The organism is Microcoleus sp. OTE_8_concoct_300, assembly GCF_031383065.1.
In the GTDB taxonomy this organism is placed as follows: Bacteria; Cyanobacteriota; Cyanobacteriia; order Cyanobacteriales; family Microcoleaceae; genus Microcoleus.
In genome coordinates, this window is sequence record NZ_JANMZH010000085.1 from 1 (window position 1) to 16,281 (window position 16,281).

9 protein-coding genes and 1 pseudogene are annotated in these 16,281 nt (G+C 44.6%); 3 read left to right on the forward strand and 7 right to left on the reverse strand.

What is annotated here, in order from left to right; all coding sequences use genetic code 11:
• Nucleotides 1-435 precede the first annotated feature (435 nt).
• Nucleotides 436-1,065 carry a macro domain-containing protein gene (locus tag ACUVJL_RS04020; protein ID WP_445244669.1) on the reverse strand — a complete coding sequence of 210 codons (630 nt, stop codon included), beginning with the start codon at nt 1,063-1,065 and terminating at the stop codon, nt 436-438.
• Between the two features lie 125 nt (nt 1,066-1,190).
• Here ACUVJL_RS04020 and crcB point away from each other — a divergent pair, with 125 nt between their 5' ends.
• Nucleotides 1,191-1,589, forward strand: a complete 399-nt coding sequence (gene crcB, locus ACUVJL_RS04025) for a fluoride efflux transporter CrcB (RefSeq protein ID WP_445244670.1) — start codon at nt 1,191-1,193, stop codon at nt 1,587-1,589.
• Nucleotides 1,590-2,393: 804 nt separating this feature from the next.
• Here the strand turns inward: crcB and ACUVJL_RS04030 are convergent.
• The 5 genes from ACUVJL_RS04030 to ACUVJL_RS04050 all read right to left on the reverse strand — a co-directional run bounded on the left by ACUVJL_RS04030 (nt 2,394) and on the right by ACUVJL_RS04050 (nt 13,945).
• Nucleotides 2,394-3,353, reverse strand: a complete 960-nt coding sequence (locus tag ACUVJL_RS04030) for a GGDEF domain-containing response regulator (RefSeq protein ID WP_445244671.1) — start codon at nt 3,351-3,353, stop codon at nt 2,394-2,396.
• Nucleotides 3,354-3,363: 10 nt separating this feature from the next.
• Complete coding sequence (locus ACUVJL_RS04035) at nt 3,364-6,459, reverse strand: response regulator (protein WP_445244672.1); 3,096 nt, start codon at nt 6,457-6,459, stop codon at nt 3,364-3,366.
• Nucleotides 6,460-6,584: 125 nt separating this feature from the next.
• Nucleotides 6,585-12,032, reverse strand: coding sequence for a PAS domain S-box protein (locus tag ACUVJL_RS04040; RefSeq protein WP_445244673.1), 5,448 nt, complete (start codon nt 12,030-12,032; stop codon nt 6,585-6,587).
• A 678-nt stretch (nt 12,033-12,710) separates the two neighbouring features.
• Nucleotides 12,711-13,052 carry a hypothetical protein gene (locus tag ACUVJL_RS04045; protein WP_445244674.1) on the reverse strand — a complete coding sequence of 114 codons (342 nt, stop codon included), beginning with the start codon at nt 13,050-13,052 and terminating at the stop codon, nt 12,711-12,713.
• A gap of 677 nt (nt 13,053-13,729) precedes the next feature.
• Nucleotides 13,730-13,945, reverse strand: coding sequence for a hypothetical protein (locus ACUVJL_RS04050; RefSeq protein ID WP_445244675.1), 216 nt, complete (start codon nt 13,943-13,945; stop codon nt 13,730-13,732).
• A 76-nt stretch (nt 13,946-14,021) separates the two neighbouring features.
• On the opposite strand from ACUVJL_RS04050, the gene ACUVJL_RS04055 reads away from it, so the two are divergent.
• Nucleotides 14,022-14,333, forward strand: a complete 312-nt coding sequence (locus ACUVJL_RS04055) for a hypothetical protein (RefSeq protein ID WP_445244676.1) — start codon at nt 14,022-14,024, stop codon at nt 14,331-14,333.
• Nucleotides 14,334-14,545: 212 nt separating this feature from the next.
• Nucleotides 14,546-15,889, forward strand: coding sequence for an ABC transporter ATP-binding protein (locus tag ACUVJL_RS04060; RefSeq protein ID WP_445244677.1), 1,344 nt, complete (start codon nt 14,546-14,548; stop codon nt 15,887-15,889).
• Nucleotides 15,890-15,952: 63 nt separating this feature from the next.
• On the opposite strand, the pseudogene ACUVJL_RS04065 reads toward ACUVJL_RS04060, so the two are convergent.
• Nucleotides 15,953-16,151: pseudogene (locus ACUVJL_RS04065) on the reverse strand (hypothetical protein).
• Nucleotides 16,152-16,281: the final 130 nt, after the last annotated feature.

The following is a 16,281-nucleotide window of genomic DNA, read 5'->3' on the forward strand; positions in this document are numbered from 1 at the left end:
AAATTTTAAATCCGCGCTTCCCTAGTTGCTTAGCCTCAGTTCTATATTACATTATAGCGGTTCTCAATAAAATGAGGTACACACCGCTCGCAAGTGATGCTCACGGAGGCCTATGCCCTATGCCCACGGAGGCCTATGCCCTATGCCCGCGAGAGTACCTCATGTTACTGAGAAAGGCTATATAGCGATCCTAAATCATTTGTGAATTTCTTACTCCCGGACCGCGAGTTCGGGGAGGGCTGGGGTGGGGTAAAAAATTGACGACTCCTGCAAGGATTGCTATATATCTACCCAACTTTATCTCCTGTGTAGGATACCGCCAACTTGCAGGTACGGTTTAGCGTACTTAAATTTTGAATAAGTAGCTCCACCAAAAACACACAGCACCAATAAAATTGGTTTCTCAACACTAGAAAAGTTTAAAATTTAATCCTTTCATTTTTCCAACTGTAAATTTTCGACCTCGCTCGCACATAACAAGTGGTGATCTTTTTGAGCGTGCAGCAAAGATTGAGGAAATTCGTATTTAGATAGGAGGATATTTTCCAGCGCGACTTTCATCTGATTGGCGCAGATATGTGGCGGCACTTTGCCGTTTCCCGTACCCATGCCGGGAATAGCGATAGTTTCAATGATATGTTTGACTGGCGTTCCGTCTGGGACTGTGCCAAATTTTACGAGAGTTAAAATAGCCCGGGTTGCTAGATAGACATTTACTGTCTCTCTTAAAACTGTGGGAACGCGCATTATTGGGGCAGCTATTAAGTAGGGAATTTTAGCATGATCGGTGTCTACCACTTCTGCTAGTCCTACTAAGAGTTCGCCGTGATGGCGAGTCTGAATTAGTTTTTGTAGGCGTTCAAGAACCTGCCCTCCAAAAAATTCCGAAATTTCTAAATTTAAGCCGCCCTCCATGAAGCCAAAACTATTCCCCGGACTCACAATAGCATCGCATTTCACATCAAAGATTGAGCCGCGGTGTATCTTTACACTATCCATCTTGCCGCAAGTGCTTTCCCACGCTCTAACTAAGTCATCGTCTACGGCAGCCAGCACAATTTGCATAAATACTCTCTATATATTTTAATTGCGAACACCCAGAGCGATCGCCAATTTAATCATACAATACTTTACAGGAGCGCAGTAAATCTAAAATTTTTCTCAGTCTCAGGCCAATCTAAAATCGCTGTATGCTGCAAGATCCCAATCTCCGCCACCCGATCGCAATTAGTTTAGGTGCCGTTGTCGGCGCTTTGAGCCGGTATTATATCACCTTGTGGTTTGCCAATCGTTTCGGTACCGCTTTTCCCTACGGAACTTTTTTTATTAACATCACGGGTTGTTTGGCTATGGGATTTTTTATCACCCTCGCTTTTGAACGGGTGGCGACTATTCCGTCGGAAGTGCGATTAATGGTAGCAACGGGCTTTTTGGGGGCTTATACTACTTTTTCAACTTACGGTTTAGAGACGAATGTCTTGTGGCGCGATCGATCTTACAGCATCGCCGCTTTTTACTGGGCAGGCAGTGCCATACTAGGAGTAATTGCAGTTCAGTTAGGAATCATTTTAGCGCGATCGGGCAAATAGATAAAATCGGTTTGTGCAAATATAGCCTTTCGAGCGAAAGATGAGGTACTCATGGGCATAGGCCTCCGTGGGCATAGGGCATAGGCCTCCGTGGGCATAGGGCATACCTCACTTTTTTGAGAACCCCGCTATACAGCATATTCCATGTAAATTTTAATCGCGAGAAACCGGGTTTCTTGAACAGAATCAGTAATGATGCGAGAACTGTAAAGAAACCCGGTTTCTGGGTGTACTTTGTAAACCTGGAATATGCTGTAATACCAGTTTTAAAAATGCAACTGTAGGCAAACTCTCCACCCCTACAGCATCAGTCAGTCGATTTTATCTCAGGATTGTGGACAATACCTACAAAGTTTTTTGCTCTCATATCATGTCCGATCGATTAACCATAATATCCCGGTCGGGGCGGGTTTTTGAGATGGTCAATTATTGGCAGGTATTGTTGGTGAGGGGAGCCCCTACAAAAATCATCGATTAACCATAATATCCCGGTCGGGGCGGGTTTTTGAGATGGTCAATTATTGACAGGTATTGTTGGTGAGGGGAGCCCCTACAAAAATCGCGGTCCCTCGACCGGACATGATATCACACAGCCTTAACCTAATATAGGCAGAGCTTTTAACGGGGTTGCCACCCTGTCAGGTTTAGATGTGATGATGTGTACTGCATGGTGTTTTCCGGCCCAGGTGCTAAAGTCTTCAAGCTGTTTCCCTATCTTGTTTTCAGTTTACTCTTTCTCGGTTGAACTCACCTTTAATAAATAATCCTTCTGGCGCTCCGATAGCGCTGTTCTCAAAATAACAGTTAACAATTTAAACAGCGTTTGGTGCGTTTATGCTCGTACATGAGTTTGTCAGCCTTGGCCACCAATTGTTCTAAGGAAACTTCATTATTTAAATCCCCAGACTGCACACCAAGACTTATTGATATATAAGCTCGCTCGGACTGTTGATTAAAGCGCTCTATATTTTCTTGCAGCCGCATATAAAAATTAGATAAATCACCAGAAAAAGTAGGGATAAATACAGCAAATTCATCTCCTCCCAGTCGAGCCACAATATCCGCCTCACGAAAGGTTTCCTTCAATATTTGACCTGTGTCAACGATTACTCTGTCTCCCATTTCGTGTCCGAAAGTGTCATTAATATTTTTCAAACCATCTAAGTCAGCGAACAAAATAAAATAGGATGTTTGCGTGCGTCGAGCAATTTTTAGTTGTTGCTCTGCTAGTAAAAAGAAGCCCCGTCGGTTATATAATCCAGTTAATTCATCGGTCACGGATAGCTGCCTTACTTCTGCTTCTGCCCTCAGACGTTCCTGGATTTCGTGTTCTAAACGTTGATTTTGTTCGATCAGTTGTTGGCGTTGCTTTTGGATGAGTAATTGATTTTTTACTCGCATCAGCACTTCCAGCTCTTGAAAGGGTTTGGTAATATAGTCTACACCACCCATTTCAAAGGCTTGTACCTTGTTTTCGAGTCGTTCGAGCGCACTGATAAAAATAACCGGGATCTGAGCACTCGCTTCAGATGCTTTTAACTTTTGGCAGAGTTCGTACCCATTCATCTCCGGCATATTGATGTCAAGTAAAATCAGAGTCGGTGGGTCGCGATGAACACCTTGGAGTGCCATTCTGCCGTTGAGGGCTTTACGGACAATATAGCCCTGTGACTCTAGAATTTTGGCTAACAACCGCAGATTGTCCGGGTTATCGTCCACGATGAGAATATTCGTTTGGGCCGCAAGTTGGAATAGAGTTGTCATGGTCTTCTTCCTAAATCTGGGTGAGAGTTGCGATCGCTTCAAGCTGAAAGTTATCGACCAGAGATGTCATCGCCTTGATGAAATCTTGTTTCTCCTTGGGAATTTGAGCGATAAGTTGATAAAGCTTATTATCACTAAGATCGAGGGCTGCTTCATGAACTTCTGCAATCCACTTGGTTGGCATCGTTTTCAAGTCTGGAGTAAATATCTTTGGTGGCGAAGCTGATGACTGAAGCCCAACTTTTTCGGCGTAGCAGTAGCGGACACGCAATAGATGAGCTATTTTGTCGAAAAGTGTGGCTTCAGTAAACGGCTTGGCAATGTAGTCATCGCAACCGACTTCCAGGCTGGCGGTGCGATCGTCTTCAAAAGCATAAGCAGTTAGGGCAATGATGCGTGTCATTTGTCTGTTGTCCTGTGACATTTGCTCTCTCGTGTCTGCTGATGACCCAGGACTAATGACTAATGACTGTTGCGATCGAATCTGTCTCGTCGCTTCATAACCATCCATGACAGGCATTTGAATGTCCATCAAAATCAGGTCAGGGTGCCATGTTTGGCAACGAGCGATCGCCTCTGCCCCATTCTCCACCGCACACACTTCAAACCCAACTGACTCCAGCAGTGTCACCAGCAGTTGCTGATTTTCTGGAACGTCTTCTGCTACTAGAATTCGGTAGATAGGTTGCCCCGGTTCGAGTCCGATAATCCGATCGCTCGTTTCAGGTTCCTCTAAATAAAGGGACTCTGGTAGTTCCAAAACAATTTTGCACGTAAAAGTCGAGCCTTGATCCAGGGTACTTCGCACGGTGATATCGCCTCCCATCAGACGCGCAAACTGACGGCTGATAGACAATCCTAAACCTGTTCCTCGATCGTGACGACCGCGATCTGTTTGCATGAAGGCGTCAAAAATTGATTCTAAATCAGAGGGAGAAATGCCAGATCCGGTATCCTCAACTTCGAGACACAGAGTAATAGTTGATGGAATATCGGGTTGATTAGTGGCGCGATCGCGATTCGTACCGAATGGCATATCATCTGATGAAAAAGCTCGTCCGCGCAGCACTATCCTTCCTGTTGTTGTAAATTTAATCGCGTTCCCAAGCAGATTAATCAATATTTGGCGAAGTTTTGCTTGATCCCCACAAACATAACGGGGGACAGTAGCATCCCACTCGCTGCTGAGATGTAACCCTTTCTCAGGCGCTTTGAGGGTAAACATCTCGTTAATAGAACCCAGCAGTCGATGGAGATTAAAACAACTTGCACTCAGTATCAATTGCCCTGCTTCAATCCTAGACATTTGCAAAACATCATCGATCAATGTCAGCAGGTGTTCTCCACTACGGCTAATGATGCCTAAATGCTCTTGAAATTCTTCTGGGATATGGGGGCTGCGGTTCATTAGCTGGGTAAATCCCAGAATCGCGTTGAGTGGCGTTCTGAGCTCGTGGCTCATGTTCGCAAGGAACTGGCTTTTGGCACGGTTGGCTATTGCTGCCCTTTCTGCAGCTTGTTCTAGGGCAGCTTGCGAAAATTCTAACACCGCCAGCATGAGGATACTTCTCATTTCGGCGGCAGCTTCTAACTCTGCAATCTGCCACGGATAAGACATCTGGCGCACTGTCTCTTTCCACACTTCAAAGGATTTGCGGGGACACAGGTGCATTTTTCCAATTTCGTCGATCGAGACAGCATCCTGGGGATTTCCTGCCCAGTTTACGGTTTGAATTTGTTCTGGTCGGAACCAAAGGATGTGGTATGACTTTTGTTTGGCGTAGCATAGCAAGATTGAGATTGCTAAAACACCGCTAGCTCGATCTTTAAATTGCTTCGCTTGGGGATACAACTGAGACAAAGAAGCCGTTGCAAACACTCGTTCTTGGTTGTTTTGCAGCAGCCACTGCACGAGCTCGCCCACCTCCGCTTCAGATGGTGTTTGACCCACCAACGTCAGGCGGCCATCGAGCAGAATTGCTACCCCGCGAGCATGAACTAAATCTAGCAGTTGAGAGGCATTTCGGGTCAATACCTGTTCGCTCCAACTAGACTCTCGGCGGAATGCCTGGTGAATTTGATCCTGAATGGTTTTCGCCTGCGATCGGTAAACGTTCAATTGTCGCTCTTGTTCATGCACCAGTTCTATCGAGGCAAATTGTCCTAAAAATTCACAGGTTTTGCGAGTGTCGTAATCTACCAATCGCGGGCTGTAATGGTGACAGGCAATTAATCCCCAGAGGCGCCGATCGTCAATTAACGAAATTGTCAGTGTCCCAGCAACTCCCATATTCTGCAAATATTCAATGTGGTAGGGAGATACTCCCCTTAACACACAAGCACTTAGATCCTGGGGTGTATCGGTTAGGGGATGGTTGGTGGGAATTAGGCGGGCCGGGGTGTAATTGATATTAGGAATTTGGCGCACCCAGTTGCGGTAAAACAATTTGCGGGCGGGTACGGGAATATCGATCGCCGGGTAATGCAATCCCAGGTAGCTTTCTAGATAGCTTTTTTTCTCTTCGGCAATCACCACCCCATGCTCATCGGCTTCAAAGCGATAGACCATCACGCGATCGAACCCGGTCATGGCTTTGACTTCACGAGCAATGGTTTGAGCTAAATCAGAAAGACCGATCGCACTGCGAAGGTTGAGGATAAATGTTTGCAGACGATGATAGAAATCGATTGAATTATTATTTTCAATAGGGAATTGGGGTTCTAGCTCCAGAATCCACCCATCTGATATCTGATGCAGTGTGCTTTTAAATGTTTGAGTTTTGCCGGATTTTAGAGGTAGTTTTATATCGAAAAAATTATGAGAATTTAGTGTTTGTTGACTTATATTGCTGACAATATTTTGTACTTGAACCTGACCAAACAACCGTTGCAATGGCTTGCCTAGCAATTCTTCTGCAGAAATCCCAAAAAACTCTTCTACATTTTCACTTATCTGTAAAATATTTAGATTAGTTCCTTGCAGCAAGAGAACAATTCCGTGCGGCTGAATATGACCTGGAGCATACACAGATTCTTCGGTGCATTCCTCTAAACTTGTTAAATCAAAAGGAGTGATTTGGGAGAGTGTGGTAACGTTATGAGGCATTTTAGCTCAGTAATTATCAATAAACATTAAGGAGGTTTTTTGAAGAAGTACCAAAAATTAGATGGTCTTCTTGTTCACTATTCCTAATTCCCTAGTCCTCCTCAAACGTTTAAAGGCACAACAGCTTATAAATCCAATGGAGAAATTCCACTTGGGAAATTACCTTGAATTAGATTAAGAATTTTTTCAAATTGATACTGGTTGGCGAGTTCCGTCAGATGAGTACCGAATTGAGCTAGTTCTGGGGAAAGTTGAGCTACCAGTTCAACGATCGCCCGATCGTTCCCGCATAAAGCAGCATCTTCCAACTGAAGCAGCCATGCTTCTGGTAATGTCGCCCGAAGCGTTGGATCGAGGGAATCTGAAAAGGGAGAGGCAACAGAACAGATGTAAGAAGACAAAGGATTTGTCCCCCCTTCCCCGTTCTCTGTTTCCTCGGACTGATATACATACTCTAACCCCAGGTATTGGGCCATCTTGAGAAATAGGGTCTGTTCCCGGAAGGGCTTGCTGATGTAGTCGTTGCAGCCAGCAGCGAAGGCGAGGGCGCGATCGCTCTGGGAAGCCTGGGCCGTAAGTGCAATAATTATACTGTTCTGCCCGTCTTCCCTTGCCCGAATTTGCTTAGTAGCTTCGTATCCATCTAACACAGGCATCCGAATGTCCATCCAGGTTAGGTCGGGTTGCCATTCTTGCCAAATCTGCACCGCTTCCTGTCCATTGGTAGCTTCTTTTACCTCTAATCCTAATTGTGTCAGTAATCTGACCATTAGCAAGCGATTTTCTGCTCGATCGTCAACCACCAAAATGCGATGATGCGGTTGACCGGGAGCCAGCCCAATCACGAAGCGATTATTCTCTTCGGGTGTAACATTAACTCCACTGACTGGGCACACGGGAAGGGTAAAGGTGAAGGTACTCCCCTGTCCCAGAGTGCTGCTGACAGAAATTTCTCCGCCCATGAGTTCCAACAATTTGCGGCTAATGGTGAGACCTAGCCCAGTACCGCAGGTCGATCGCTTCCCAGCTTGGGCTTGCACAAACGCATCGAAGATGGTATTGAGTTCGATCGATGCAATCCCTACACCTGTGTCAGCGACTACAAACTGGAGAATCGGCCGAGTTGTGGTTAATGCCCCTGTACCGTTCGCCTTAATGCTGACGTGCAAAGTAATACTTCCCCGATGGGTAAATTTGATGGCATTACTCAGCAGATTGAGCAAAACCTGGCGCAGTTTTTGAGCATCGGCAAGAATAAATTGGGGAACTTCTGGCGCAATCTCGAAACAAAGGTCAAGTCCTTTAGAACTTGCTCGTTGCGCTAACATATTTCGGAGGGAATGCAGCAGCGCAATTAAGTCCAATCCGCTCTCTTCAACTGTGCAGTGTCCCGATTCAATTTTCGAGAGATCCAACACATCGTTAATCAAACTCAAGAGGTGATCGCCACTCCGACGAATTGTTTGCAGGTCTTCTTTTTGGTTGGGAGTTAGGGAGGGGTCATGGGCCATCACCTGAGCAAATCCCAGAATCACGTTTAGGGGAGTGCGTAATTCATGGCTCATATTGGCTAGGAAGGTACTTTTTGCGAAGTTCGCGGATTCTGCAGCTTCCATTGCGTGCTGCAGTGCCAGTTCTTTTTGTTTGCGATCGCTAATATCTTGCCCAATGCCCAAAAAATACCCGCTGGAAAGCGGCACGTGTGCCCAAGAAGTCTCTAACTCCTGTCGGCTGGCGGTCATTGTTGTCAAATCCTTCCACTTTCCGGTTGCCGATAGCATATGTTCTAAGACACTTTGGCAATAAACCGGGTCAGGATAACACTCAGCTAAGATATCTTTTTGCTGCCAATCTTCTAGGGACCAACCTAAAATTTTTTCAAATTCCGGGTTGAGCAATTCCATTTTACCCTGCTTGTTAAACAAACCAATCATTACTGGAATATGATCAACGATTGTTTGAAACATCTCTTTCTGATAGCGCAGAGCTTCCTCTGCCTGTTGTCGAGCCGTAATATCTCGCAGAAAGGTAGTAAAAATAATTTCACCGTTGATCTCGATCTTGGAAATGGAAGCCTCTGCCGGAAACTCTGTGCCATCTTTGCGCCGTCCAAAAATGGCTCCTCGCTCTGCCATTTGCCTTGCAGAGCCTCCATTCTGGGCATAGTGGCTGACGTGCTGATGGTGAGCATCCGCAAGGCGCGAGGGCATCAACATCGCCAGGGGTTTCCCTAAAACTTCCTCAGCCGCGTAACCAAAAATTCGTTCTGCTCCTTTGTTAAACAGAGTAATTTGCTCATTGCTATGGATAGAAATGATGGCATCGCTGGCCATCTCTAAAATCCCAGCAAATCGCGCTTGAGAGATTTGTAAGTCGATTTCAGCTTGTTTGCGTTCGGTGATATCCCGGCAGATACAGAAGTGCATCATCTCACCTTCTAATTCCACCCGGTTCCAGCTAATTTCCACGTCATACTCCGAACCATCCTTACGCCGATGTCGCGTCTCAAACAAAGGAACAATTTCCTCTATTGTTAACCTAAATTGTAGTTCTTCCTTCGTCCATTGAGCATCCCAATCAAAGACACTAATATTCAGGATTTCTTCCTGGGTGTAGCCTAGCATCCGCGCAAAACTGGGGCTAGCTTCGAGAACTTTTCCGAGCCGATCCATGACAACAACACCGTCCATTGAAGTGTTAAAGAAGGTTTTACTCCGCAGGAGTTCCTGTTCTAGTGCAAGTTCTGCTTTTTTGCGATCGCTAATATCTTTCATGAAGCAGTAATGCCCCAAAAATTGATGCTGTTCGTCGTAAGTTGAAATCATCACCACTTGTTTGTAAAAAACCGAACCATCTTTACGAAGCCCTTTCGTTTCAACTTCCACCCTGCCCTCTTGCACCATCAGCCCATAGGCTGCAAGCAATTTTTCCAAGTCATCGGGATCTACGGTCTTTTCCCAGGACATCCCGATCATTTCTTCTGGCTGATAGCCTGTTATGTCAGCATAAGCTTTATTCACATAGAGGTAACGCCCTTGTACATCCAGTTTGGAAATGCCGGACACCGCATTTTTCATCACCTCATTCATTTCTCTACGCTCTGCTTCTGCGTGTTTGCGATCGGTGATATCTTGTGAAAAACCAAGTAGGTACTGGGACTGATGCTGCTCGTCGTAAATGGGAATCTTCACCGTATGCAGCCAACGTTTTCCCAGACTATGACTGTCAATGACTTCTTCGAGAATATCCTCAGTCTTACCTTTCTCAAAGGCTTCTCTATCCTTTTGGTCAAAAAAGATAGCCTGTTCTGTTGGGAACAAATCATAGTCACTTTTGCCGATCGCTTGTTCGGCACAGATGCCAAATAACCGTTCGCTGGTTTTATTCCAAAACTGAAATACGCCAAATTGTTTAGGCTGTGCGTCCTTCACAAAAACCGCCACCGGTAAATTATCCAGCAGTGCTTGTAAGAAATTGCGAGTTTTTTGGATTTCCTGCTCGACTTTTTGGCGCTGGCTAATATCAATAAACGTAACTACAACTTGTTTAATTTGGCCGTTTGGCTCTAACTCCGGGTAGGCAGTAACTAATACCCAAACAACACTATCAATTACTTTTTTAATTCCTAAAACATAATTTTTGATGGAACTTCCAGTGGATAAAACCTGATTCACGGGATATTCCTCTAGGGGCATAACGCTGCCATCTTCCCGCACCAAATGCCATGGGCGATCGCTCACGGTTTTTCCCAGTATTTGATCCATTGAAAGCCCTAGTAATTTACTGGCCGTTTCATTACATAATTGGATGCTGGTATCTGTCGCATGAATCACAAAACCCGCATTTAAGTTATCGATCAATTGCCGATATCTGGCTTCGCTTACCTGTAAAGCAACTTCAGCTTGCTTGCGCTCTGTAATGTCGGTGTGAGAGCCAGCCATCCGAATTACGTTACCTGCATCATCCCAAAGTGCCTGACCGCGATCGAACATCCATTTGTAGGAACCATCTTTGCAGCGAATGCGATGTTCTGTGATATAGAAAGGAGTTTTCTTGGCAAAATGGTCTTGAATGGCTTGCATCACCCATCCCAAATCATCGGGATGTACCAGATTAGCCCATTCGTCTACAATGTTTTGGATTTCATGGTCTTCATAGCCCAAGATTTCCTTCGAGCGACTAGACAAGAAGACCTCGTTGGTTTGAACATTCCAATCCCAAATGCCGTCATTATTCCCGCGTACAGACAGTTCCCAGCGTTCTTCACTTTGACGTAGTGCTGCTTCTGCTTGTTTGCGGTCAGCAATATTCCGGGCAATCTTTGAGGCTCCAATTATATTCCCTGTTTCGTCTTTAATGGGGGAGACACTCATCGAGACATCGATTAATGTTCCATCTTTCCTCAGCCTCTTTGTATCGTAGTGTTCGATACGTTCTCCTCGCTGGATTTTGGTGAGAACTTCGTTTTCCTGATCTCGATAGTCTGCGGGAATCAGTTTTCTCGCTGATTGCCCTACTATTTCGACCGCTGTATAGCCAAAAATTGTTTCTGCTCCTACATTCCAACTTGTAACTACACCCTCTAAATCTTGGCTGATAATGGCATCTTCCGAAGATTCAACGATCGCAGCTAGTCGAGCGATCGCAATTTCTGCCTGTTGTCGCTGGTGAATTTCCCCTTGCAACTGGCGATTTGTTTTTTTGAATTGATGGACTTCGCGATAACTAACTTGTGCGAGATACACGACCAATATCAGCAGCCAAACTAAAATTAAGCTACCAATTAATACAACTATTGGCAAATCCAATTTCCCCTTTTCTAGTAAATCTAAATTTGGATAAACATCTATTTTCCACTCTGCACTATAGGCTTTCACTACAACTGTTTTATGGGGAACTTTTTTAGATAAAAGCTCTTGACCGTAGATAAAACTTGTGCCAGCATAGATAGCCACCTTGTATCCGGCTGGCACTTTTAAAATACTGTTAAATAGAGTTTTAAACTGAAAAAATCCGACAATAAACCCATCAAACCGCTCCCCTACAAATAAAGGAAGAGTTGCTAGAAATCCTTGACCCCCCTGAACGAGTGAAATATTGTTACTTAAGATAGGTTGCCGCAAATCACGAGCCACTTGCAAAGGGATTTTGCGACGCATTTCTCGATTAAAATCTAGGTTTTGCGCTGCCTCATTCCCAGCCAGTGGCACAACCGATCGCACTTTAAATGATGGATCGACTAATTCGATCGCCTGATAACCGTAGAAATCCTTTACATAAGCATCAGCATCGGCTTCCCAAAGAGCCTGTGGTTTACCCTCATTGGCTTCCCAGCGATTCGCCATTTGCCGAAGTGTCAGCACCCGAATTGATAATTCTTCGCTCAGTTGTGACTGAATCGCATTTGCTTCCTGCTGAATTAACTCCTCGATGTGAATTTGTCCGTTGATGATTAGCTGTTGCCACGTAAGTAAAACAGCAAGAGAAGCCAGCACTCCAAGCAGAAGAGGTAGCAATCTTTTAAATGGTGTTTGGCATAAGGTTCTAATCAGGTTGAGTCTAGTGATATCCATAAATTAAGCACTATCTTAATAGAGCTGTCTTCATTTTTTTGGGCGAGAGTTTTGTAATTTAATGATGCAACCGAGCAAAGTTGTGAGCGTGAAAACCAGTTAGCGCTAGGACAATCTCTCAACTTTATCATGGCTAAATAGAACTGTTAAATTCCACCGATAAAGAATGTTGTTTCTTAAGCCGTAGCTCTCTGACTAAAGTTAGAGAGGGCGATAAGCTACATCTGTTCAGATTGTAAATATCCATTGTTTGCCAACATTGGCGACAAAACCAGTAGATTTGATGCTGGCAGGACAGAGCATTTGATTCGAGCAGCAGGGGCACTGTGTCATAAAGACCTATTTTTTTACTAAGGGGTATTTCACTCTTGTTCCAATGTGCTGTAAACTGAGTTGAATCAACCATAACAAGACCCTACATAAAAAAAATAAAGTTTTGGTAAAGAATACAAAATGGTTAAGGAAAAGATACAAGTTTAAACATTTTGTAATAATCTTAAGATCGCCGAGAATTTTTTTCCCACAATAGGCACCTTTTTACGAAGCTTGTAAAGTTACATCTGTTTGTTAAAAAGTCAACACTATTCAGAGGCAACTTTTGAGGTTGATTCCTACATAAAATGGTTTTCTTCCCGTTCCTTTTGCCCTGTTCCCTGTTCCTTGATTTGATCTGAAACTCTAAATCCCAGCCCAAAACATTGGAAGTTTGAACAGAAAGCATAGCTGGATCGAGGGATTCACTATCACTGCTGGCAGGTGATCTTGTTGGAACCAGCTTTGCTGTAAATCACCCCATGAAGCTGCGTAAGTTAGTATCGCAACTGGAATTCCTTGGGTGGCTGGTGGTGTTCTTAGTTGTTTGAGAAATCGCAATCCATCTATTTCGCCGACGGAAACTTCCACAATAATGGCCTCGGGCTGAGAAAGTATTGCTTGTTGCACGCCTTCTAAAGTCGAATTAGCAACTCGCAGGTTCCAACCTGCAAAAGTGGTTAAACAAGCTTGTATTACGTCCTGCATATTGGGTTCATTGTGAATTAGTATTTTTTTTCCCAGAGCAACCACTTCTCAACTATTCATTTATTTCGATAGTCGAGATACTACCTGACAGCATTCAATGGCTTAAGGACATTCATTTACTTTCGGATTATGCGAAGAGCTTTTAGCTGCATAAGTAGGTGGTTACAAATAAACATTAGATGGGGATGACGGGTTTTGGACTTATAACTCAATACGGTTCATATCAGCCCGATCCCGCCTAAAAAAAGGGAGGACAAGAGTATTCTCTCCCGTCCCCTGGGAGGGGGATCTCCGGGCAATAAACAGTGTTAACCCAAGCGTATTGACCTATAAATCGCTTGTATCATAGATTTTTCGCGCTTACCCGCCCCCACCAGATACTATGTTTTTTTTTGCCCTTACCTGCATAGCTGAAGGCTAGATATAGCAATCCTTGCAGGAGTCGTAAATTTTTTACCCCACCCCAACCCTCCCCGAACTCGCGGTCCGGGAGTAAGAAATTCACAAATGATTTAGGATTGCTATAGCAACAGTAAGGAGTTAGTAAAGATTCTTAAAATTAACAGTTTTTGTGACAAAATTTAACAATAATCATTAAAGTCAATCAACCCATCCTCAAATCTCTGGCACTTCTTCCGTCAGGGTGAGGGGTTGGATCGGTTTGGTAATTACCCCAGCTACGGCCATCTGGGCAAATTTAGCACGATCGGCAAAACTTTCGCTGTCAGCAGAATGACGCGGATCGATCGGGTAATAGGATGGGACTGAAGGATCTCGTACACAGCAAACCCATCCATTCCCCACAGACGATCCAGAATCGCGCGGAGACTAAATATGCGATCGGGGCCCTGACTTTTGGGCGGCAAGTGCGATCGCATCGGCATCTGGGCCATGATGTTTGCAGTGATTTTTTGTTTACTTTTTGCCCCCTTGGTATTCTTCGGAAACGGGCAGGGGCGATTGCGAGGAATGACTTTATGGGGTATAGGTATGGGAGCCCAGGAATCGATTTTGAAAGCCGCCGTAGCTGGATTCGTGCCAGCAGACAAAAGAGGTTCCGCCTATGGGATATTTAACACAGCTATGGCTTATCATAGGATTTCTGGGCAGTTTGGGGAGGGGAATTTTGTACGATCGCTCAATTATTTGCCTGGTTGTATTTTCAGTTGCGATCCAACTCCCTACTCTTCCAGAATTGTTGCTGCTGAAAAAGCGATCGCCTGTCACAGAAAATGGACCGAATACTCGGCAGTCATACCATTTTCGATTTTCGATTTTTGATTTTCGATTGAGAATGACTGACTGCATCATGGTTTGGCGCTTGCCTGCCGTTGCATTATTTTACGAAACTGGTATCAATTAGCCGTTATCCGTTGTCAGTTTCCCAGAGTTTTTAACTAATGACTACTGACTGCGGACTGCGGACTAATGACTACTGACTACAGACTACAGACTAATGACTAAATTTAAACAACAAGCGAGGAGGTTTAGTTGTGGTAGTTAAAACAGCAACAGAGTGCCTCATTACCTTAGAAGGAGTTAGCAAACTTTACCAGCAGCCAAACGGTCAAAAAATATCTATTTTAGACCCAATTAATTTAGAGATACGAGCGGGCGAAATAGTAGCTTTGCTCGGCCCTTCCGGTTCAGGAAAATCAACATTAATGCGGATGATTGCCGGACTTATCCCGCCCACTGCAGGTCAAGTTATCTACCACGATCGTCCTTTAGTCGGCTTAAATCCTGGAGTGGCTATTGTATTTCAAAACTTTGCGCTTTATCCCTGGTTGACGGTACTAGAAAATGTAGAATTAGGTTTAAAAGCTAAAGGAGAATTGCCAGAACCGCGGCAACAAAAAGCCTTGCGGATGATTGACATTATCGGTTTAGACGGATTTGAAAATGCTTATCCGAAAGAACTTTCCGGCGGGATGCGGCAGCGGGTGGGATTTGCTAGAGCTTTGGCGGTAGAACCCGAATTGCTTTGCATGGATGAACCATTTTCAGCTTTAGACGTGCTGACGGCAGAAAACTTGCGGTTTGAGTTATTAGATTTGTGGCTGGAAAAGAAGATTCCTACTAAAGCGGTGTTAATCGTAACTCACGGGATTGAGGAAGCGGTAATTTTAGCTGATCGAGTTGTAGTCTTGGGCCGCAATCCGGGGCGAATTCGCGCCGAATTGACAGTGACTTTGCCGCACTACCGCGATCGTAAAACTCCGGAATTCCAAGCTATTGTAGACCAAGTTTACAAAATTCTCACCAATCCCGAATTGAGCTGCGACACAGTGAAAGCACCTGCTGAAAGTGCCGCTGCTGTGTCTCAACCTCAACCCGCTCAAAGCGCTAAATACCAATCTCTGCCGCAGGTGCGAATCGGTGCGATAGCAGGCCTGTTGGAACTCTTGGAAGACCGCAAGGAGAAAGACCTCTACCGCCTCGGTCAAGAATTAATGTTAGAGGTTGACGACATTTTGCCGATCGTGGAAGCAGCAAAATTAATGGATTTTCTGGTAATCCAAGAAGGCGACCTCCTTTTAACACCAGTTGGCATTGAGTTTATTGCCGGCGGAATTGACCAGCGAAAAAAAATTGTTCGCACCCAAATTCTCAGCAATATTCGCCTCGTACAGCAAATTTCTAGAATGCTTCAGGCAAAGCGCAATCAGCGCATTTCTGAAGAGTTGATTTTGGATATTCTCGAAACCCACTTTAGCCCCCAAGAAGCAATGCGGCAATTGAAAACTGCTATTGATTGGGGACGTTATGCAGAGTTGTACAGCTACGACGAACCAGGGGGCGAAATTTTCTTAGAATCGGAAGATAAAGCTGAGTAGTTAATTGCTATTTGTTATTTGTTATTGGTTAGTTGTTATTTGTTAGTTGTTAGTTGTTAGTTGTTATTTGTTATCTGTTATTTGTTGGTATCTTAGTCTTGTTCCCAGGCTCTGCCTGGGAATACATACCCGGAGGCTCTGCCTCCAATAACCAATAACCAATAACCAATAACCAATAACCAATAACCAATTAACCAATAATCAATAACCAATAACCAATAACCAATGCCCGATGCCTGATGCCCCATCCCCGATGCCCGATGCCCGATGCCCCATGCCCGATGCCCCATGCCCGATGCCCCATGCCCCATGCCCGATGCCCAATAACTAATTATTATGACAAGACCTCTAACACCGGCCAATAAAACTTTAGAAAGGTCAGCTTGGACTTG

Bases quoted from the DNA above. Each gene is read 5' to 3' on its own strand.
- ACUVJL_RS04020 (WP_445244669.1), bottom strand. From the start codon at position 1,065: ATGCAAATTGTGCTGGCTGCCGTAGACGATGACTTAGTTAGAGCGTGG.
- crcB (WP_445244670.1), top strand. From the start codon at position 1,191: ATGCTGCAAGATCCCAATCTCCGCCACCCGATCGCAATTAGTTTAGGT.
- ACUVJL_RS04030 (WP_445244671.1), bottom strand. From the start codon at position 3,353: ATGACAACTCTATTCCAACTTGCGGCCCAAACGAATATTCTCATCGTG.
- ACUVJL_RS04035 (WP_445244672.1), bottom strand. From the start codon at position 6,459: ATGCCTCATAACGTTACCACACTCTCCCAAATCACTCCTTTTGATTTA.
- ACUVJL_RS04040 (WP_445244673.1), bottom strand. From the start codon at position 12,032: ATGGATATCACTAGACTCAACCTGATTAGAACCTTATGCCAAACACCA.
- ACUVJL_RS04045 (WP_445244674.1), bottom strand. From the start codon at position 13,052: ATGCAGGACGTAATACAAGCTTGTTTAACCACTTTTGCAGGTTGGAAC.
- ACUVJL_RS04050 (WP_445244675.1), bottom strand. From the start codon at position 13,945: ATGGCCCAGATGCCGATGCGATCGCACTTGCCGCCCAAAAGTCAGGGC.
- ACUVJL_RS04055 (WP_445244676.1), top strand. From the start codon at position 14,022: ATGACTTTATGGGGTATAGGTATGGGAGCCCAGGAATCGATTTTGAAA.